Here is a 21004-nt window from a genome sequence, read left to right as displayed (position 1 = left end):
GAAGCGCTTATGGCGGACGGCTTCGCGTGGTGGCAGAGCGGGGTGATCTATCAGGTCTACCCGCGCTCCTTCCAGGATTCGAACGGCGACGGGGTGGGGGACCTGCCGGGGATACTCGCCCGGCTCGACCATCTCCAGGCGCTCGGGGTGGACGCGCTGTGGGTGTCGCCGATTTACCCGTCGCCGATGGCTGATTTCGGCTACGACGTGTCGGACTACACGGGCATCCACCCGCTGTTCGGGACGATGGAGGATTTCGACCGGCTGCTGGCGGAGCTGCACCGCCGGGGCATGAAGCTGATCCTGGATTTCGTACCCAACCACAGCTCCGACCGGCACCCGTGGTTCCAGGCCAGCCGTTCGTCGCGCAGCGATCCCAAGCGGGACTGGTACATCTGGCGCGACCCGGCCCCGGATGGCGGCCCTCCCAACAACTGGCTGTCGGAGTTCGGCGGCGGCGCCTGGGAATGGCACGCGGCGACCGGCCAATACTATTACCACGCCTACCTGAAGGAGCAGCCGGACCTCAACTGGCGGAATCCGGCGCTGCGCGAGGCCATGCTCGACGCGTTGCGCGTCTGGCTCGACCGCGGGGTGGACGGCTTCCGGGTGGATGCCATCCACCACCTGATCAAGGACGCGCGGTTCCGCGACAACCCGCCGAACCCCGGCTGGCGGGAGGGCATGTCGCCGGTCCGCCGGCTGATCCGCCTGCACACAGTCGACCAGCCCGAGGTTCATGACGCCATCGCAGCGATGCGCCGCGTGGCGGACGGCTACGACCCCGACCGGCTTCTGATCGGGGAGGCCTATCTGCCCATCGACCAGCTCATGGCCTATTACGGCGCCGACCTGACCGGCTTCCAGCTTCCCTTCAACTTCCATCTGCTGTCCACCCCGTGGGAGGCGAAGGCGCTGGCCGCGCTGATCCGGACCTACGAGGCCGCCCTGCCGCCCGGCGGCTGGCCGAACTGGGTGCTCGGCAACCACGACCGCTCCCGCGTGGCGAGCCGGCTGGGGCGGGGCCAGGCGCGGGTGGCGGCCATGCTCCTGCTGACCCTGCGCGGCACGCCGACGCTGTACCAGGGCGACGAGATCGGGATGACCGACGTGCCGATCCCGCCGGACCGCGTGCAGGACCCGTGGGAGAAGAACATCCCCGGCCTGGGGCTGGGCCGCGATCCGGTGCGCACGCCGATCCCCTGGGACGGCGGTCCGCAAGGCGGCTTCACGACGGGCGAGCCCTGGCTGCCGCTCGGCCCCGACCACGAGCAGGTGAACGTCGCGGCACAGGCGGCCGACCCGTCCTCCATGCTGGCGCTCCACCGCGCCCTGCTGGCCCTGCGGCGGGCGGAGCCGGCTTTGTCGGTCGGGCGCTACGAGCCGGTGTCGGCGGAGAACGACGTCCTGTCCTACGAGCGCCGTCACGGAACCGGCCGCTTCCGCGTCCTGCTGAACCTGTCGGCGGCGGAGCGGACGGTGGACGCGATGCCGGACGCTGCCCATATCCGGCTGTCCACCCATCTCGACCGCGGTGGGGAGCCGGTGTCCGGCGCCCTGCGCCTGCGGCCCGACGAGGGGGTGGTGATCGGTTTCGACGACAAGGGAAAGGGTGGGGAATGAGCGGAGACGTGAAGAACAACGCGGCCAAGAACCGGTACGAGCTGTCCGTGGGCGACGCCACCGCGGTGGTGGAGTACGAAAAGCGCGACGGGGCCATCGTCTTCACCCACACGGAGGTTCCGGAGAGCATGGCCGGGCAGGGCATCGGCTCCGCGCTGGCGCGCGGCGCGCTGGAGGATGCGCGCTCCAGCGGGCAGAAGGTTGTGCCGGTCTGCCCCTTCGTGGCCAAATACATCCAGCGCCACCCGGAGTACCAGGATCTGGTCGTCGCGGAGGGCGGACCATCGACGTGAGGCGATCGCCGTGAAGCGGATTCTCCTGGCCGCCGGGCTGCTGATTCTTCTGCCGGCGGCGGGCCGGGCCGCCACGCTGGAGCTGGACTTCGCCGCCTATGGCGGCGGCGTCTCCCTGGCGCGCGGCAGCGTCGTGCTGACCGAGGAGGCGGAGGGCGGCGCCAGCCGCTACCGGGCGGCCTTGGAGGCGGAGGCGGTGCCCTGGCTCGGCCTCTTCACCAATTTCCGCTACCACGCCGAGTCCGCGGGACGGCTGGAGGCCGGCGCCGCCCAGCCGGACCGTTTCCGCGGCGAGCGTCGGCTGCGCCGCAAACAGGACATCATGACGCTGTCCTTCGGCCCCGACGGGGTGGACGTGACGGCCGACCCGCCGCTCAGCCCCGACAAGGCGGCGCGGGTGCCGCCGGACAGCCGCCGGGGCAGCATCGATCCGTTGAGCGCCGGGGCGGCGGTGATCCTGACCGCCAGCCGGGCGGGCGGCTGCGGAGGACGCTATCCCGTCTATGACGGGCGCCGCCGCTACGACATCATCATGACGCCGCAGGGCAAGGGCGACCTGCCGTCGTCGCGCTACCGCATCGCCACGGGTACGGCGGAGGTCTGCGCGGTCACCGTCCGCCCGGTGGCCGGCTTCCAGGGCGACCGCGACCGGGACCGCTTCTTCGCCGAAGGGGTCGAGCGCAAGGCGACCGTGTGGTTCGCCCGCGCGCCGGAGAGCGGGCGCGTCGTCCCGGTGACGGTGGAGGTGCCGACCGACACCATGACGGTGCTGGTTCACACCGTCGGCGTGAAGGCCGGCTTGTAACCGGAGTTACGGGTTGGCGGCTAGGCGCCACTGGCCGTCGTCGCCGCGGCAGGCGGTGCCGGTGGCGGACTCCTGGCGGCCGTCGATGGTCACCTTGTGCTGGAACTCCTTGCACTCCCGCCCGGCGGAATCGCGCCCGGCGCGGATCGGGGTGATGGTGCCGCTGGTGTTCGTGCTGTCCGGGCTGTTCCAGCGGATGGTCTGCCCGACCGGCGCGTCGAGCGCGCGGGTCTCCGCGCTCTGCGCCGCGTTGCGGCTGCCTGGGCTCAGCTGCTCCATCAGGTAGCCGCCGGCGAAGTAGCCGAGCAGACCGCCGGCGCCGATGGCCAACAGGTTGCCGCTGCCCTTGCCGATCTGCGACCCGGCGAGCGCCCCGACGGCGGCCCCGCCCAGCTTGCCCAGCAGGTCGTTGTCGATGCCGAAGGTGGTGTTGTTGCCGCCGTTGCCCAGCGGGCCGCCTTGCGGATTGGTCTGGGTCGGCGCGCCGTAACCGCCCTGGGTGAACACCTGCGCCGTGGCGGGCACGGAGGTCAGGGGCAGGGCGACGGACAGGCCAAGGCACAGGACCGAGGCGAAGCGAATCCCGGACAGGCGGACAGCGGACACGTCGGCTACTCCTTTATTGCAACGCGACCGTCATCTGAACACCACGGCCCCGCTCACGGTTGAGGCAAAAGGGCGACAATGGCCTTCAACAGAGACGGCCTTTGACGGAAATGATCTTTGACGGAAATGGCAATCGTCAGGCGCTCTTCAACTCCGGGAAGGCATCCGCCGCGCTGACGCCCAACGCCTTGCGGACGGCGCGGGCGAGGTCGCGGTCGCGGTAGGGCTTGATCAGGAACTCCGCGCCCGGCCCCTCGCCGCTCAGGCCCCCGGCCACACCATGGGCGTAGCCGGAGGCGTAGAGCGCCTTCAAGGCGGGATGGCGGCGCTGCGCCTCCTGGGCCAGTTCCAGCCCGTTCATGCCGCCCGGCATCACCACGTCGGTGAACAGCAGGTCCACCCGCGGCTCCCCGGCCAGAACGGCCAACGCCTCCGGCCCGTTCTCCGCCTCGACCACGGTGTAGCCGAGATCCTGGAGGGTCAGCACGGCGACCTGACGCACGTCGCGGTCGTCGTCCACCACCAGGATCACCTCGCCCTGGCCGGGCAGCGGACCGCTGTCCTCGGTGTCCTCCGGCGCCTTCGCCTGACGGACGGCCGCGGGCGCGCAGGGCAGATGGAGGTGGAAAGAGGTGCCGCGCCCCGGCTCGCTCTCCACCCGGATCAGCCCGCCCGACTGCTTCACGAAACCGTGGATCATGCTCAGCCCCAAACCGGTGCCCTTGCCGATCTCCTTGGTGGTGAAGAAGGGCTCGAAGGCGCGGGCCAGAACCTCCGGCGGCATGCCGCAGCCGGTGTCGCTCACGGTCATCCGCACATAGCGCCCGGGGCTCAGTTCCGCGTCCCCCTCCTCGGCCTCCACCATCGCGGTGGCGATGGTCAGCGTGCCGCCCGCCGGCATGGCGTCGCGCGCGTTGATGACGAGGTTCAGCAGGGCCGATTCCGCCTGGGTGCGATCCACCAGCGCCGGGCAGAGCGACGGCGCGCTGTCGATCTCGACGGTGATCGCCGAGCCCAGCGTGCGCTCCATCAGCTCGCCCATGTTGCGGACCAGCGCCTCCACGTCCACGCTCTCGGGATGGAGCTGCTGGCGCCGTGCGAAGGCGAGCAGCCGCCGCGTCAGGTCGGAGCAGCGCAGCGACGCCTGCAGGGCCATCTCCACCCGACGCGCCGCCTTGGGGTCGTCGAAGGCCATGCGGCCCAGCCGCTCCAGGCTGCCGATGACCACGGTCAGCATGTTGTTGAAGTCGTGGGCGATGCCTCCGGTCAACTGGCCGATGGTCTCCATCTTCTGGACATGGGCGAGCTGGAGCTGAAGCTCCCGCGTGTCGGTGACGTCCAGCACCGTGCCGCAGAGTTCCGGCGGCCGGCCGCCCTCGCCCGGCAACAGCATGGCCTTTTCCAGGAGCGTGCGGTACTGCCCGTCGGCGGCGCGCCAGCGGTATTCCACCGTGGACACGCCGCCCTGCCGCATCGCGTCGAACTGGACGGCGGCGCGCTCGCGGTCGTCCGGATGAAGGCGCGATTCCCAGAAACCGCCGTCCGTCAGGAAGCGCTCGGCGGGGAAGCCGAACAGCGCCTCGACATTCTCGGTGACGTAGCGGAAGGGCGTGCCGCGCTCCGGCCCGGCGGTGTAGAGCAGGATCGGCAGGGAGCGGGCGATCATCGCCTGCCGCTCCTCCGACCGGCGCAGCGCCTGTTCGGCCTCCAGCTTCTCGGCGCGCACGCGGTAGTTCTCGGCCATCAGCCGCTCGCGCAGGGCGGCTTGGCGCTTGACCTCCTCGGTCTTGCGGTACAGCTCGACGAAGACGGTGACCTTGCTGCGCAGGATGACCGGGTCCACCGGCTTGAACATGTAATCGACCGCCCCCGCGGAATAGCCGCGGAAGATGTGCATCTCGTCCTTGTTGATGGCGGTCAGGAAGAGGATGGGGATGTGCCGCGACTTGCGGCGGTTGCGGATCAGCTCCGCCGTCTCGTAGCCGTCCATGCCGGGCATATGGACGTCCATCAGGATCGCCGCGAAGTCCTGGTCGAGAATACGCTTCAGCGCCTCCTCGCCGGAGCGGGCGAGGATCACCGTGGCGTCGAGGTCGGCCAGCGTTTCCCGCATCGCCAGCAGGTTCCGGGGATCGTCGTCGACGACGAGCACGCGGACCTCCGGCGGCGGCAGTGTGGCGTCCTCGATTTCGGCGAAGCTGGCGGGCATGTGGGGGTGGGGCATGGGCTTCTCCTCACTCCCGTCCGGCATGGGTGTGCCCCGCGTCGTCGTCCTGCCGACGTCCGGCCCAGACCCGCAGCAGCGACAGCAGGTGATCGATGTCCACCGGCTTGGCGAGATAGTCGGTCGCCCCCGCCTCGATGCACTTCTCGCGGTCGCCCTTCATCGCCTTGGCGGTGACGGCGATCACCGGCAGCCCGCGCCCGGACGCGGTCGCGCGGATTTCCCGGATGGTCTGGTAGCCGTCCATCAGCGGCATCATGATGTCGACCAGAGCCACGTCGAGGTCGGGGTGCGCCTTCAGCAGCTCCAGCCCCTCCGGCCCGCTCTCGGCGTGCAGCACCGTCATGTCGTGGGCCTCCAGGACGCTGGCGAGCGAGAAGATGTTGCGGAAATCGTCGTCCACGATCAGCGCCTTGCGGCCCGCCAGCACCGGGTCGCGCTGGCGGATCTGGTCGAGCGCGTTGCGCTTGTCGTCGGGCAGCCGGTCCACCGCCCGGTGCAGGAACAGCGCCGTCTCGTCGAGCAGCGAGTCCGCGGAATGGACGCTGCGCAGCACCACCGTCTCGGCCAGCCGGCGCAGCCGCGCCTCGTCCTCCGGCGCGATGGCGTCGCTGACATAGGCAACGACCGGCATCCAGGCGGTGGAGTCGCGGGTGCGCAGGCTGTCGATCAGCTCGAAGTCGCTGGGCTGGGGAATCGTCAGGTCGAGCACCATGCAATCGAACCGCTCCTGCGCCAGCAGCGCGCGGGCGGCCTCGGCGGAGGTGACGGTGCTGATGTCGATGTCGTCACCGCCCCCGCCCCCGACGCCCTTGTCGTGGTCGATCAGGCCGGCGATGCCGCCGGTCTCCGGGTTGGGGACCTTCTCGACGATCAGCAGCCGGCGCTGGTGGCGCTCCACGAAGCCCTTGACCTTGGCGAGCGCCGCGAAGATCGCCTCGCGGTCGGCCGGTTTCTCGGTGTAGTCGAAGGCGCCCATGGCGAGGCCGCGGCGCCGCTCCTCCTTGGCGGAGATGACGTGCACCGGAATGTGGCGGGTGTGCGGGTCGCGCTTCAGCAGGTCGAGCAGCGCCCAGCCGTCGATGTCCGGCAGGCCGATGTCCAGCATCACCGCGTCCGGCCGGTATTTGCGGGCCATCGGCATGGCCGGGCTTCCGGCGTGGGAGAGGATTGCCTTGAAGCCTTTCTCCCGCGCCAGATCGACCAGGATCGAGGCGAACTTCACGTCGTCCTCGACGATCAGGACCACCGGGTCGCCGGGGCGGATGCGCTCGCGGTCGTCGGCGACGGGGTGGTGCTGCGGCAGTGCCAGCCGCTCCTCCGGCCCCGGCACCACGATGGGCCGCGTCGGCGTCGGGAAGGGGGCCAGCTTCGGCGCCGGGTCGCCGTAGCGGGCGATGTCGAACTCCATCGGCACGTAGAGCGTGAAGGCGCTGCCCGCCCCGGACTCGCTCTGCACGCGGATCTCGCCGCCGAGCAGGCGGGCGATCTCGCGGCTGATCGACAGGCCGAGACCGGTGCCGCCGTATTTGCGGCTGGTCGTGCCGTCGGCCTGCTGGAACGCCTCGAAGATGATGCGCTGCTTGTTCTCGGGAATGCCGATGCCGGTGTCGACGACGGTGAAGGCCAGCACCCCCTCCGCCGCGTTCAGCACGGGATGGGCCGCGCTCCAGCCCTCGCTGGCCAGCCCGACCCGGAAGGTGACGCCGCCGGTCTCGGTGAATTTGAAGGCGTTGGACAGCAGGTTGTTCAGCACCTGCTCCAGCCGCTTCTGGTCGGTCTGGATGGCCGCGGGCAGCGGCTGGGTCATGTCGATGTCGAAGCGCAGCCCCTTCTCCTCGGCGAGCTGGGCGAAGGTGCGCTCGACATGGCCGCGCAGGTCGTCCAGCACCACCGCGCCGATCTCCAGCGTGACCGTGCCGGATTCGATCTTCGACAGGTCGAGGATGTCGTTGATGAGGTTCAGCAGGTCGGAGCCGGCGGCGTTGATCGTGCGGGCGAACTCCACCTGCCGGGGGGTCAGGTTGTGGTCGCCGTTGTCCGACAGCAGCTTGGACAGGATGAGCAGGCTGTTCAGCGGGGTGCGCAGCTCATGGCTCATGTTCGCCAGGAACTGCGACTTGTATTTGGAGGTCAGGGAGAGCTGCTCCGCCTTCTCCTCCAGCGCCTCGTTGGTCTGGCGCAGCTTTTCCTGCTGGGCCATCAGCAGCTCCTCCGACTGGCGGAGCGAGGCGGCCTGATGCTCCAGCCGCTCGTTGGTGGTCTTCAGCTCCTCCTGCTGGCTCTGCAGCTCGGCGGTCAGGCGCTGCGACTGCTTCAGCAGCCCCTCGGTCCGCATGTTGGTGGCGATGGTGTTGAGGACGATCCCGATGCTTTCCGTCAGCTGCTCCAGGAAGGAGCGGTGCGTCTCGCTGAAATGGCCGAAGGAGGCCAGCTCCAGCACGGCGTTCACCTCGTTCTCGAACAGCACGGGCAGGACGATGATGTTCAGCGGTGCCGCCTCGCCGAGGCCGGAGCTGATGCGCACATAGTCCTTCGGCACGTTGGTCAGCAGGATCGGCTTCTTCTCGTGGGCGCACTGGCCGACCAGACCCTGCTTCAGCGTGAAGCGGGTGCCCAGCCCGTCGCGCTCCTTCAGGGCGTAGCTGGCGACCAGATCGAGAACTGGCTCGTCGCCATCGCGGCTGGTGACGTAGAGGACGCCGTGCTGGGCGTTCACCAGCGGCGCGATCTCCGACAGGATCATGTTGGTGACGGTGACCAGATCGCGCTCGCCCTGAAGCATCCGGGTGAATTTGGCGATGTTGGTCTTCAGCCAGTCCTGTTCCGCGTTCTTCTGCGTCGTGTCGCGCAGGTTGCGGATCATCTCGTTGATGTTGTCCTTCAGCGACGCCACCTCGCCCGACGCCTCGACGGCGATGGAGCGGGTGAGGTCGCCCTTGGTCACCGCGGTCGCCACCTCGGCGATGGCGCGCACCTGGGTGGTCAGGTTGGCGGCGAGCTGGTTCACGTTGTCGGTCAGGTCGCCCCAGACGCCGGTGGCGCCGGGCACCTTGGCCTGACCGCCCAGCTTGCCTTCGATGCCGACCTCGCGCGCCACGTTGGTGACCTGATCGGCGAAAATGGCCAGCGTCTCGATCACGCCGTTGATGGTGTCGGCCAGCGCTGCGATCTCGCCGCGCGCCGCCACGGTCAGCTTGCGCTTCAGGTTGCCCTCGGCAACCGCCGTCACGACCTCGGCGATGCCGCGCACCTGACCGGTCAGGTTGGCGGCCATCATGTTGACGTTGTCGGTGAGGTCTTTCCAAGTGCCGGCGACGCCCTTCACCTGGGCCTGTCCGCCGAGCTTGCCCTCGGTGCCGACCTCGCGGGCCACGCGGGTGACTTCGGAGGCGAAGCTGTTGAGCTGGTCGACCATCGTGTTGATGGTGTCCTTCAGCTCCAGGATTTCGCCCTTCACGTCGACGGTGATCTTGCGCGACAGATCGCCGTTGGCGACGGCGGTGGTCACGTCGGCGATGTTGCGGACCTGATTGGTCAGGTTGCCGGTCAGCAGGTTGACGTTGTCGGTGAGGTCCTTCCAGGTGCCGGCCACACCCTTCACCTGGGCCTGCCCGCCCAGCTTGCCCTCGCTGCCGACCTCGCGGGCGACGCGGGTGACCTCGCTGGCGAAGCTGTTGAGCTGGTCGACCATCGTGTTGATGGTGTCCTTCAGCTCACGGATTTCGCCCTTCACGTCCACGGTGATCTTGCGCGACAGGTCGCCCTTCGCCACGGCGGTGGTGACCTCCGCGATGTTGCGGACCTGACTGGTCAGGTTGGTCGCCATCGCGTTGACGTTGTCGGTGAGGTCCTTCCAGGTGCCGGCGACGCCCTTCACCTGGGCCTGTCCGCCGAGCTTGCCTTCGGTGCCGACCTCGCGCGCCACGCGGGTGACCTCGCTGGCGAAGCTGTTGAGCTGGTCGACCATCGTGTTGATGGTGTCCTTCAGCTCGCGGATTTCGCCCTTCACGTCCACGGTGATCTTGCGCGACAGGTCGCCGTTGGCGACGGCCGTGGTCACGTCGGCGATGTTTCGGACCTGATTGGTCAGGTTGCCGGTCAGCAGGTTGACGTTGTCGGTGAGGTCCTTCCAGGTGCCGGCCACACCCTTCACCTGGGCCTGTCCGCCGAGCTTGCCCTCGCTGCCGACCTCGCGGGCGACGCGGGTGACCTCGCTGGCAAAGCTGTTGAGCTGGTCGACCATCGTGTTGATGGTGTCCTTCAACTCGCGGATTTCGCCCTTCACGTCCACGGTGATCTTGCGCGACAGGTCGCCCTTCGCCACCGCCGTGGTGACGTCGGCGATGTTGCGGACCTGGGCCGTCAGGTTGGCGGCCATCAGGTTGACGTTGTCGGTGAGGTCCTTCCAAGTGCCGGCGACGTCCTTCACCTGGGCCTGCTCGCCCAGCTTGCCCTCGATGCCGACCTCGCGCGCCACCCGCGTCAGCTCCGCCGTCACGGTGACGAGCTGCTCGACCATCCGGTTGACCGTGCGGGCGGTGTGCAGGAAGTCGCCCTGGAGCGGACGCCCGTCGACCTCCAGCGGCATCGACTGCGACAGGTCGCCCTTGGCGACCGCGCCGATGACGCGGGCCATCTCCTGGGTCGGCTGGGTCAGGTCGGCGACCATGGCGTTGACGCTGTCCACGCAGTCGCCCCAGCCGCCCGAGGCGGTGGGCAGGCGGACGCGCTGGCCGATGCGACCCTCCTTGCCGATGGCGACGCTGACCCGGCCGACGTCCTCCACCAGGGCTTCGTTCATCTCCACCACGTCGTTGAAGGCGGCGGCGATCTCGCCGTCCAGCCCGTCCAGGTCGAGCGGCAGGCGCACGGAGAAGTCGCCCTTGCGGAACTGGCGCAGCGCGCGCAGGAGAAGCTGGGGAGAGAGCCGGTCGTGAGCGTCGGTCATCGTCATGACGCGATGGTCCCTAAGAAGTCCAGGCCTGTGTCTCGGGTGTCCCCTTGCGCGTGGTCGACGGCGCATCCGGCGGAACGCCGGATTGGCCGCGCGCCGGAGCGGCGCAGCCATGGGACGGCAAGCGGAAGGCGGCGGGGGCTAATGCTGGGGGGCGGCGTTGTGCAGCAGGGTCTTCAGCTGGCGCTCGTCGTAGGGCTTCTGGATGAAGCCGTGCGGGCCGGCGGCGCGGGCGCGCTCCAGCAGGACGGGGTCGCTGGCCCCGGACATGAAGATGCTGCCAACGGCGAAGCGCTCGCGCAGAGCCTGCGCGGTCTCGATGCCGTCCTGCGGACCGGCGAGACCGATGTCCACCAGGGCCAGAGCGGGGCGTTCCCGCTCGGCGATCTTCAGCGCGTCGGCGGCGTTGGCGGCGACGCCGCACACCTCGTAAGACAACTCCTCCAACATATCGGTCAGATACATGGCAACGATCGTCTCATCCTCGACGACCAGGACCCGGACGGGGGTTGTGGTTTCGGCGGGCGCGGTCCCGTCCGCCCCGGCCCGTGGTGACCTGTTGATCGGGTTGGTCATCCCTTATCCCTCTTGTCGTTCTGCCGGCTGCGGTGCCGGAACGGCGTCGATGAGGCGCCCATCCCGCCCGCCGCCGGAACCCGAGCGGAGACGTCGGATACCGGCGAAGCTGACCGGGACGAGTAGCACGGAGGGGTGAGGCAATTAAGGGAGAAAAGGTCAAATACCCCCAACAGGTTATACCCAGTAGGGTGACCGCACTCCAAAAGAGGGCAAGCATATTCCTTAAATTCAATATGGAATAGTTCGAATCCGGCGTGTTTGGGCCGTCTTTGCTTGGATTCGATTAAAATGTGCGGTGCAAACGCGCGGCAGCCATGTAGAGATGTGTGATCTTTTTAACAATTTTGCAAGTAATTTTGCGCGTAAACTTGCTACTGCGCCGCGGGGCGGGCGTGGAGTCGATTGCAGGGGTGCTGGGAAGCGGGATGAGCGGTGCCCCGACAAGCGGGCCGGGTGACGGGACGGACCTGAGCCTGGAGGATCTCGCGCAGGCCATCAGAGCCCACCGGCTTTATCTGGCGGCGCGCCCGAACGGACTGCGCCTTCAATTGAAGGCGGCGGACCTGACCGGTTTCGACCTGTCGGGGCTGCTCCTGTCGGACGCCATTTTGACCGGAGCGAATTTCCGGCGCAGCGTCCTCCAGCGCTGCAACTTCGACGGAGCGGATCTGTTCGGCGCCAGCTTCGTCTCCGCCGATCTGCGGGAGGCCTCGCTGGTCGGGGCGGACATGCGCGGGGCGAATTTCACGAAGGCCTGCCTGCGCAACACCCTGTTCGAACGGGCCGACCTCCGCCCCGGCCAACTCGTGCTGTGGAAGGACCGGCGCAAAGCGCGGGAGGCGGCGCTGCGGGAAGCCGTGCTGGTCAACGCGAACTTCACCGACGCCGATCTGACCGGCGCCAACCTGACCCGCGCCAGCCTGGAAGGGGCGGACTTCAGCAACGCCGCCCTGTTCGGCGCCAACCTCAGCGGTGCCGATCTGCGGGGCGCCGATTTCAGCATGGCGAAGCTGAAGGGCGCCATCCTGAACAACGCCGTCGTTGCCGGCGCCACCTTCCAGGGCGCCGACCTGCGCGACGCCGAACTGCGCAACGTCGCCATGGCCACCGCCGATTGGGCGGAGGCGCGGATGATGGGCGCCATCTACCATCGCAACCAGTCGGACTTCCCGCCGGAAATCCGGGAGGGGCTGGACGGCCATGTCCGCTGGATCAACAGCAACGGAAAGCAGGGCAAGCGGTTCGACGTGTCGGACGGGGCATTCGTCGGGACCGATTTCGACGGCTGCGATCTGAGCGGGGCGATCTTCCGCAATTGCGACTTCACGCGGGCGAGCTTCCGCGACAGCAAGCTGCAGATCGCCCAGTTTCCCGGCTGCCGCATGCGGGAGGCCTGTTTCGAGAATTCGGAACTGTCCGGGGCCAGCTTCGAGGGCTGCGACCTGACCCGCGCCATGATGCGCAACGCGGTGATGCGGGCCATCGAGCTTCTGGCGGCGGACGGCCAGCCCACCGGGCGCCTGTGGCCGACCAACCTGCGCAACGCCCAACTGGCCGACAGCGACATTCGTGGCGCCGACCTGCGGGGTGCGCGGCTGGCCGGAGCGGACCTGACCAACTGCAACCTGTCGGGAGCCGACCTGCGCGACACCGACATTGAGAAGGCCAACACCACCGGAACGACGCTGGTCCATTGCCGGTTGAAGTGACCGAAAATTTTAATCCCGAAAAATTTTCGAAAAGAGTCGGGCATTTTGTCGCAGGGGCTGGCCTCCAGCCATGCCCGGCATTGTGCATACCAGCATGCGGGGATTACAACGCCGGCCGAGGTGGCGGCTGGTTTCCCAAGCCGCTTGTCATGATCGAGGCCAAGTAACGGAGCGGCGGACGCCGCGCGCCGATGCGACGAATATTGATCGTGGCGAAGCGAACAACGCAGGATGCCCTGCGGGCCTTGGGTAGCCGTGCCTGTCTTTTGGGCATTGGAAATCGAGGATAGTGCAATGAAGCGTAGTGTTGCCGTTCTGGCCTTCGGCCTGTTCGCCGCCCTTCCCGGCATCGCCTCGGCGCAGGACGCCGATGCGGGTGAGAAGGTGTTCAACCAGTGCAAGGCCTGCCACACCATCGAGGCCGGCGGCCCGAACCGCGTCGGCCCGAACCTGCACGGCGTCGTCGGCCGCCCGTCGGGCTCCATCGAGAGCTTCAAATATTCCGACGCCATGAAGGGCGCCGGTCTGACCTGGGACGAGGCCAATCTCGACAAGTACCTGACCGATCCGAAGGGCACCGTCCCGGGCAACAAGATGGCCTTCGCCGGTGTGAAGAACGAGCAGGCTCGCAAGGACCTGATCGCCTTCCTGAAGAAGAACAGCTGACGCGTCCGCAAGGACACCCACTGGGTGACCGGGAGGGGCGACGGCCCCTCCCGCAACCAGCGCCCGGCCGCAAGGGCACGCCCGTCCGGACAGGGCCACCCACCTCCCAGCGGTCCGTCCTATGAGGATGGCAGCGGTCAACCTGCCCTTGTGGGCAGTGGACCCGTAAAAACGCTCGTCGCCAGGCACAAGGAGAACAGGAGGCTGTTGGGGGAGCGGTGTGTCCCAACGCAAGATTGCACATCGGGAGGTCGGAATGCCCATGCTGCGAACCGCGGCCCTTGCCGCCGTGTCCATCCTCGCGCTCGCCGCCTGTTCGAGCGAGCCGGGCCTCGTGCCACCGATGGGCAGCTCCGGCGCTTCCACGTCCCAGATGGGAAGCGCCTGGTCGGGCGCCTCGTCGACGCTGACGGTGGCGGACCAGTCCTTCCTGACCCAGGCGGCCTACGGCGGCTTCGGCGAGGTGGCGATGGGCACGCTGGCCCAGCGGCAGGCGTCCAGCGCCACCGTGCGCGACCTCGGCCGGCGCATTGCCGCCGACCACACCCAAGCCAACCAGGAACTCGCCCGGCTGGCCCAGGCCAAGGGCGTCACGCCGCCCACTGCCCCGGACCCCGGCCGGCAGGCGGTCGCCGACGCGTTGGCCTCGCTTCAGGGCACCGCGTTCGACCGGCAGTATCTGCAACAGCAGATCGCCGAGCACGAGGTGTCGATCGCCCTGTTCAACGCGCAGGCCCAGGGCGGCACCGACCCGGACGTCCGGTCCTTCGCCGCCAAATGGTTACCCGGCCTGCAAATGCACGCGCGCGAACTGCGCGCGCTCGGCAATCCGCTGGCGCAACTGCCGTAGCGGCGGACTTCTGCGGCCTAGCCCGCGGAATCGGCCGCGGGCTAGGCCCGATGATCCGCCTCAGGCGACCGCCGGAAGCGGGTGCAGGCCCACGGTGAGGCGTTGGACGTCCGCGGCGAAGCGGTCGGCGACGTCCGGCGTCAGTTCGAACCGGACATGCAGATCCTGCTCCTTGCCCCCCAGCACCGCGAAGGGGATGGAGACGGTGCAGCCGGGAATGGTCAGCACGCCACGGCTGCCGACCTGCGACCGGTCCAGGCCGCGGATCGTGGCGCCGCCTTCCGACAGGTTGGTGAGGTGGCCCGACAGCGACCCCACGGCCCCGGAGATGGTGCAGGGCAGGTTGACCTCGAACCGCGGGGCGCGGCGGCGGTCCACCTCCGGCGTGGCGGTGCGCACGGCGCGGACCAGCATCTCGCGCAGATGGTCGATGCTCCCCGCCACGTCGGACGCCACCCGGCGCACCTCGTCGGCACGGTTGCCGGTCACCGCCGCTTCCTCCGACACATGGGCGATGCGGGACGACACCTCCTGCGCGGCGGCGGCGGTCTGGCCGACGTTGCGGGAAATCTCGCTGGTCGCGGCACCCTGCTCGTCCATGGCGCTGGCGATGCTGCTGGCGACCCCGTCGATCTCGGTGATGGTCCGCCCGATGTCCTGCACCGCGTCGACGGCCCCGGCGGTCATGCTCTGCAGGTCGGTGATCTGGCGGGAAATCTCCTCCGTCGACTTGGAGGTCTGGGTGGCGAGGTTCTTCACCTCCTGGGCGACCACGGCGAAGCCCTTGCCGGCCTCGCCCGCGCGCGCCGCCTCGATCGTCGCGTTCAACGCCAGCAGGTTGGTCTGGCTGGCGATGTCCTGGATGAAGGTGGCGACCTCCCCGATGTGGCCAATGGCCTCGGACAGGGAGAGCACCACGTCCTCGGTCTTGCGACCGCTTTCCACGGCGCGGCGGGAAATCTGGCTGGCGAAGGTAACCTGACCGGTGATCTCGGCGATGGAGGCGGTGAGCTGGTCGGTGGCCGCCGCCACGGCCTGGGCGTTGCCCAGCGCCTGTTCCGCAGCCGCCGCCACGCTCTGCGAGTTGGCGGAGACGGTCTCGGCCGAACTGGCCATCGCCTGGGCGTTGCTGTCCATCGAGACCGACCGCTCGGCGACGCGGTCCACGGCGGTGCGGGTTTCCTGCTCCACCGTGCGGGCCATGGATTCCAGGGCGGCGATCTTGGCGGCCTCGGCCTCGCGACGCTCGCGCTCCTGCGCCTCGCGCAGACGCTGGTTGTCGATCCCCTTCAGGCGGAAGACCTCGACGGTCTTGGCCATGGCGCCGATCTCGTCCTGGCGGTCCAGGCCGGGCACCGCCACTTCGTAATGCTCGTCGGCCAGTTGGAACATGGTGCCGCGGATCTGGTCCAGCGTGCGGAACTGGCGCCGCACCACCAGCAGCATCACCAAGGCCATGCCGACGGTGATGACCGCCGCCACCTGGATGATGTTGGGGACCACCTCCTCCAGAACGCGCAGCGCGACGCTCTTCTTGAGGCCGACGAACAGGACGCCGATGACCTCGCCGTTCTGGTCGATAATCGGGTCGTAGGCGGTGAAATAGGCCTCGCCCAGGATATCGGCCTCGCCGCGGAAGGGCTCCTTGCCATCGATGACGGCGCTATAGACCGGACCGCGGGCCAGCTTCGTCCCGACGGCCCTGTTGCCGTCCGGGTTGTGGATGTTGGTCGCCACGCGAGTGTCGCCGCGGAAGATGGTGGCCACGCCGCCGGTGACGCTGCGGACGGTGTCGACGATGTCGTTCGCGCCGTCCAGCTTGACATCGTCGATGTAGAGCGCGCCGTCCTTGAGCCGGTACTCCGATCCCCTCTGATCGAGCAGCATCCGGAAGTTGGTGATGGCCTGCTCCCTCCGCTCCGCCGCGTCCTTGCTGATGCTGGCGGTGACCTTGACGATCGTCGCGTAGGTCAGAGCGCCGGACAGGGCAATCAGGCCGAGCGTGCACAGAATGGTCAGCTTCGTCGCAAGGCTGAGCGTGCGGAGGGGATTCATCGGCCGAGAACTCCTTGAAAAATCGTCGGGTCGCTCCGGAGGCGCCGGAACGGCGGCGCATTGGTAACTTTGTCGCGTATTTGTAACAAATGGTTTTATCAACCTCGGGACGCCCCGGAATCACGCAATGTGAAGACCCCGTTGCGACTTTTTCCGACCGTCTTGAGCAAAGTGATTGTGTTTCAAGGCTTATTCATTGCACTCCTGTTGTGTGCATCACAAAATAAACCATCTGTTAATCATGAAGTGGGACAGCATGTCGCACTCGAATTCCTGTTAGCGATACCTTTGGTTTGGCGGAAATGTTATCGGTTGGCGTTCCTTCATTACAGAATACAAACATTCGCCATGCCGGACTCGCTGCACGCCCTGGATGTCACCAAGACCGCCTATTTCGATCTGGGACCGGAGGCGGTCGGCAGCCTGCGGCAGGCGTTGCCGATCATCGCCAGGGCTCTGCCGGGGATTCTGGACCGCTTCTACGCCCGCACGATGGCCCAGCCCGAACTGGCCGGCCTGTTCGCCAACCCGGCGCAGGTCGAAGGGGCCAAGCGGGCACAGATCGCGCATTGGACCCGGCTGTTCGAAGGCCGCTTCGACGACAGCTACAAGGAATCCGTGCGCGCGGTCGGCATCGCCCATCACCGCATCGGGCTGAGCCCGAGCTGGTACGTCGGCGGCTACGCCTTCATTCTGGGGGAGATCATGGCCGCCCTGGCGCAGAGCATGGGCGGGACGCTGCTGACCGGCTGCCGGCTCGGCTCCATCGTGACCATGCAGCGCGCCGTGGTGTCGGCGGTCCTGATGGATCTGGACGCCGCCCTGTCCGTCTATTGGGACCGGCTGATCGACGAGCGGCTCCAGGCGGTGGACGCGATGGTCGATTCCATCGACCACGAGGCCAACGACGTGGTGGACAGCGTCGCCAGCTACACAGCGGACCTGCGCCGCACGGTCGGTGACCTGGACAGCGTCTGCGCGTCCGTGAAGGACAGCATCGCCGGCACGTCCGCCGACACCGAGGAGGCGCTCGACGCCGCCCAGACCGTCGCCGCCGGGGCGGAGCAGCTTCAGGCCGCGGTCCGCGAAATCTCGGTGCAGGTCGGCGGCGCGTCCCGGATCGCCAGCGAGGCGGTGGAGAAGAGCGGCGAGGCCCGCCAGGTCATGGCGCAGCTCAGCACCGCGGCGCAGGAGATCGGCGGCATCCTGAACATCATCCGCGCCATCGCCGGGCAGACCAACCTGCTGGCGCTGAACGCCACCATCGAGGCGGCCCGCGCCGGCGAGGCCGGCAAGGGCTTCGCCGTGGTGGCGACGGAGGTGAAGAACCTCGCCGGGCAGTCGGCCAAGGCGGCGGACGAGATCGCCGCCAAGGTCGGCGCCATCCAGGCGGTGGCGGAGCAGGCCATCACCGGCATGGACGGGGTGGCCACCACCATCACCACCATGCAGGAGATCAATTCCTCGATCGCCGCGGCGGTGGAGGAGCAGTCCTCCGCCTCGCGCGAGATCGCCCGCAACATCGGTGAGGTCGCCGGAATCTTCCGCGGCATCGCCAGCCGGATGACCGAGGTCGGCGGCGAGACCGAGCGCGCCACCACCGTGGCCTACACGGTCGGCGAAAGCGCCAACCGCATGCAGGAGGCGCTGGACACCCTGCCGTCCCTGCTGGCGCGGGCCATCCGCACTTCCTCCGATCTGGCGAACCGGCGGCACACGCGCCGCCGCCCGGTCCTGCTGGACGGCAGCGTGGATCAGACGCCGGCGCTGGTCCGCGACATCTCCGAATGCGGCTGCTACGCCGAGACGAAGGGGGCGGCGCCTAGCGGCGGGCAGGTCACCGTGTCGCTTCCCGGCTACAAACTGTCCCTGCGCGGCTCGGTGGTGGCGCGGCACGACAACCGGCTGCACATCCGCTTCGACGAGCGCAAGATCGGCCGGGAGGAGGTCGACCAGATGAGCCGCGACGGGGTGGGCGAGCTGGTCCGTCTCGCCAAACAGGACCATCTCGCCTTCGTGGACAGGATCATGGAGGCGGTGGGCGGCCAGCGCACGCTTCTGCCGGCGGACCTGTCCACCCATCACTCCTGCCGCCTCGGCCGCTGGTACGACAGCGTGAACGATCCCCGGACGATGCGCCTGCCCACTTACAAGGGCATGGCCACCCCGCACCGCACGGTCCATGAGTCGGGCCGCGAGACGCTGCTCGCCCTCCAGGCCGGCAACCGCATGGAGGCCGAACGCCACGCCGCCGAAATGAAGCGGGCGTCGGCGGAGGTGGTCCGGCTGCTCGACGAGATGGAGCGCGATTTCGCCCGGACCCTCGCGGAGGCCGCCGAGTAGCCGGTTTCTTCGGAGGTTGCGGTCCCGCCGGGCCTCAGCGCCCGGCGGTGTCCGGCGGTGTTTCCGGCGCGCTGTTCTCCGACGGCGGCTCGTCCAGGGTGGACAGGCGGCCCGCGAGCCCGTCCGGTTCCTTGGCGGCGGTGCCGGTCACGGAATTGGCCGCCGTGTTCGGCTTGGCATCGTCGCCGGTGTTCAGGATGACCGGCAGGCCGTCCCGCCCACCGATGATGATGGTCTTGGCGTTCGATGACGTGGCGAAGGCCCGCGTCGCCTCGATGCCGCGCAGGCGCAGATATTCCGGCGTGATGTTGCGGGCGACGATGTCCTGGAAGTCGCGCACGCCCTCCGCCTCGATCCGCTTGCGGTCGCGCTCCTTGGCCTCGCGGGCGATGCGGAAGTCGTATTCCTCCATGATCTGCTGCTGCTCGATCTTGCGGTCGATGGCTTGGCGGACCAGCGGCGGGAAGCTGACCCCGGCCACCAGCACGTCCTCGATCCGGATCATCACGGAGTTGTAATCGTCCGCCGCCGTACCGGGGGGCAGTCTCAGTGCCTGCAGATCGGTCGGCGGCGTGGGGAACTGCTGGCGGGCCTCCCGCAGCAGGAAGCCTTGGATGTCCGCGCGGTTGATCGAGTAGAAATTCTCCGGGTTGTGCTTCGACACGAATTCGTAGACGAGGCTGGCAATCTCCGGATGCACCAGCTTTTCCGCGTAATCGTCCCCGGCCAGCTTGTGGACCAGACCGGCGGCGGGTGGGTTGACGCGGTAGCGCAGCGCCACGTTCACCGTCATCGACATGCCGTTGGCCGCCACCGCCTCGTATGTGCGGGTGTCGGTGCGCAGGCGCACGTCGTACATCGTCACGCGGTCCCACGGGAAGATCAGGTGGGTGCCTTCGCTGTAGATCCGGTCGGTGACCGTGCCGCCGAAGAAGCGCAGCCACAGCACGCCGACATGGCCGGAGGGCACCTCGACGAAGACGGCGGGGGCGATGGCGAGGAAACCGAGGATCAGGGTCAGCGTCACCGCGTAGATCGACACGCTGCGCCGTTTCAGCCAGAGGCCGGCGCGCTGCCCCAGGGGGGCACGGGCGAGGCCGTCCCCGGCGGACTGGTCGAGCGTGGTCATCGCGGTCTCGTCATCAGCATCTTCTCACGTTCCCGCGTGCTGGGGCGGCCCACCGCCTGGATCACGAAGTTCACCGGCGGAGTCAGGAAAAGGGCCAGCAGGAAATGGCCGATGAAGCCGATCGTGGTGTTGCGGCCCATGACGGCGCACACCAGACAGGCGAGGAGATAGAGCATGACGAGAACGAGGGGCATGCGCGTCCGGCCTTGGAATGGGAGCAGGGCGGAGGGGTGACGGCGGACGGAGGGGGCGGGGATGCGCGGAAGCGTCCCCGCCCGTCCTCCCGCTCCGCAGCGGCGTCCGGGTTCGCGGTCAGGCCGCGGCCGGGGCCGCCTCCGGCGTCGCACCCTTGCGGCGGCGGGCTTCCTCGAACTTCTCGCGGAAATAGGTCTTCACCTTTTCCGGTTGGAAGGTCAGGAAGGTGCCGCCCGACGCGAAGTGCTGCTGGAAGACCTTGCCCAGCGCGTAGGTGAAGGCGCTGTTGAAGGCCGGCTGGGTGGCCAGCCGCGTCACCGTGCCGATCACCGGCACCGAGCGCAGAGCCATGTTGAACGCCATGGAGCCGAGCAGGCTGCCGCCCAGGGCGGTCGGGGCGACCGTCGCGAACAGCGTGCCGACCGCGGACCGGCCGATGTCGCCGCGGAAGTCGACGCCGTGCAGTTCCGACAGCTCCTTGAGCAGGCGGAGCTGGACGACGGCGAGCGCCGCGGTGTCCACGAAGTTCAGCGGGATGACGCCCGCCGCGGCGGACAGCAGCACATGCTTGCGGATGATCTCCGCCGCCTGCGCCTCGGTGGACACCGGAGCGGCCGGGGTGGCTTCCGGAGCGGCTTCGGAGGTGCTGGCGGTGGTGGTTTCAAGGGCGGCCGTCACGGCCTCCGGAGCCGGGGTGGGGGCCGGGGCGACGGCCGTTTCCGGCTTGGCCTTGCCGCCCGGGGTTTCCTTCTCACTGACCATGCTGTGGTGCTCCAAAAAGGGACGTTGTCGAGAGAAAATCAGCAATGAACGCCGCGCACCGGATGGCCCGCGGCGACTGTCGGCCCCAAAGGCCGGGCAAACGCATTTGGAATCCCCTCTCCCCTCCGGGGAGAGGGTTAGGGTGAGGGGGATGCGATTTCGCCGGACGTACCGCCGCGCGCAACCCCCTCACCGGCCCTTCGGGCCA

The 21004-nt window shown here is 68.5% G+C and carries 15 protein-coding genes; 7 read left to right on the top strand and 8 right to left on the bottom strand.

Annotated elements, in window-relative coordinates:
• Positions 1-9: 9 nt before the first annotated feature.
• Genes ACWPN7_RS31610 through ACWPN7_RS31600 form a run of 3 tightly spaced genes read left to right on the top strand, consistent with a single transcriptional unit; the run spans position 10 to position 2721 of the window.
• Positions 10-1623 (top strand): alpha-amylase family glycosyl hydrolase, encoded by a 1614-nt coding sequence (locus ACWPN7_RS31610; protein ID WP_459197056.1) that lies wholly within the window; start codon positions 10-12, stop codon positions 1621-1623.
• Positions 1620-1916, top strand: a complete 297-nt coding sequence (locus ACWPN7_RS31605) for a GNAT family N-acetyltransferase (protein WP_459197057.1) — start codon at positions 1620-1622, stop codon at positions 1914-1916. Before ACWPN7_RS31610 ends, ACWPN7_RS31605 begins: the two co-directional genes overlap by 4 nt.
• A 10-nt stretch (positions 1917-1926) precedes the next feature.
• The gene (locus ACWPN7_RS31600) at positions 1927-2721 is read left to right on the top strand and encodes a DUF3108 domain-containing protein (RefSeq protein WP_040136318.1); all 795 of its coding nucleotides are present in this window, start codon (positions 1927-1929) and stop codon (positions 2719-2721) included.
• Positions 2722-2727: 6 nt separating this feature from the next.
• On the opposite strand, the gene ACWPN7_RS31595 is transcribed toward ACWPN7_RS31600, so the two are convergent.
• From ACWPN7_RS31595 to ACWPN7_RS31580, 4 genes are all read right to left on the bottom strand, one after another.
• Positions 2728-3327 carry an RT0821/Lpp0805 family surface protein gene (locus ACWPN7_RS31595; protein WP_051658458.1) on the bottom strand — a complete coding sequence of 200 codons (600 nt, stop codon included), beginning with the start codon at positions 3325-3327 and terminating at the stop codon, positions 2728-2730.
• Between the two features lie 136 nt (positions 3328-3463).
• Entirely contained in the window at positions 3464-5551 is a 2088-nt protein-coding gene (locus tag ACWPN7_RS31590; RefSeq protein ID WP_456522019.1) for a response regulator, read from the bottom strand.
• Positions 5552-5561: 10 nt separating this feature from the next.
• On the bottom strand, positions 5562-10508 hold the full coding sequence (locus ACWPN7_RS31585; RefSeq protein WP_349619700.1) for a HAMP domain-containing protein: 4947 nt from the start codon (positions 10506-10508) through the stop codon (positions 5562-5564).
• 141 nt (positions 10509-10649) lie between these two features.
• On the bottom strand, positions 10650-11084 hold the full coding sequence (locus ACWPN7_RS31580; RefSeq protein WP_051658460.1) for a response regulator: 435 nt from the start codon (positions 11082-11084) through the stop codon (positions 10650-10652).
• A gap of 428 nt (positions 11085-11512) precedes the next feature.
• On the opposite strand from ACWPN7_RS31580, the gene ACWPN7_RS31575 reads away from it, so the two are divergent.
• From ACWPN7_RS31575 to ACWPN7_RS31565, 3 genes are all read left to right on the top strand, one after another.
• A complete protein-coding gene (locus ACWPN7_RS31575; RefSeq protein ID WP_040136320.1) occupies positions 11513-12796 on the top strand; it encodes a pentapeptide repeat-containing protein in 1284 nt (427 codons plus the stop codon).
• A 294-nt stretch (positions 12797-13090) separates the two neighbouring features.
• Entirely contained in the window at positions 13091-13462 is a 372-nt protein-coding gene (locus ACWPN7_RS31570; protein ID WP_040136324.1) for a c-type cytochrome, read from the top strand.
• A 256-nt stretch (positions 13463-13718) separates the two neighbouring features.
• Positions 13719-14312 (top strand): DUF4142 domain-containing protein, encoded by a 594-nt coding sequence (locus tag ACWPN7_RS31565; protein WP_451995656.1) that lies wholly within the window; start codon positions 13719-13721, stop codon positions 14310-14312.
• A 60-nt stretch (positions 14313-14372) separates the two neighbouring features.
• Here ACWPN7_RS31565 and ACWPN7_RS31560 read toward each other — a convergent pair whose 3' ends face one another.
• Entirely contained in the window at positions 14373-16367 is a 1995-nt protein-coding gene (locus tag ACWPN7_RS31560) for a methyl-accepting chemotaxis protein (RefSeq protein ID WP_492273718.1), read from the bottom strand.
• A gap of 348 nt (positions 16368-16715) precedes the next feature.
• On the opposite strand from ACWPN7_RS31560, the gene ACWPN7_RS31555 reads away from it, so the two are divergent.
• Entirely contained in the window at positions 16716-18710 is a 1995-nt protein-coding gene (locus tag ACWPN7_RS31555) for a methyl-accepting chemotaxis protein (protein ID WP_459197059.1), read from the top strand.
• Positions 18711-18744: 34 nt separating this feature from the next.
• Here the strand turns inward: ACWPN7_RS31555 and ACWPN7_RS31550 are convergent, their stop codons facing one another.
• From ACWPN7_RS31550 to ACWPN7_RS31540, 3 genes are all read right to left on the bottom strand, one after another.
• Complete coding sequence (locus ACWPN7_RS31550; RefSeq protein WP_459197060.1) at positions 18745-19839, bottom strand: prohibitin family protein; 1095 nt, start codon at positions 19837-19839, stop codon at positions 18745-18747.
• On the bottom strand, positions 19836-20033 hold the full coding sequence (locus ACWPN7_RS31545) for a hypothetical protein (protein ID WP_451995648.1): 198 nt from the start codon (positions 20031-20033) through the stop codon (positions 19836-19838). The genes ACWPN7_RS31550 and ACWPN7_RS31545 overlap by 4 nt, the downstream gene beginning before the upstream one ends.
• Positions 20034-20151: 118 nt before the next feature.
• Entirely contained in the window at positions 20152-20796 is a 645-nt protein-coding gene (locus ACWPN7_RS31540) for a YcjF family protein (protein ID WP_459197061.1), read from the bottom strand.
• Positions 20797-21004: the final 208 nt, after the last annotated feature.

This window comes from Azospirillum sp. UENF 312511 (assembly GCF_058780635.1).
The sequence above is the reverse complement of the archived record's forward strand: the minus strand, read 5'-3'. Positions and strand labels throughout refer to the sequence as shown.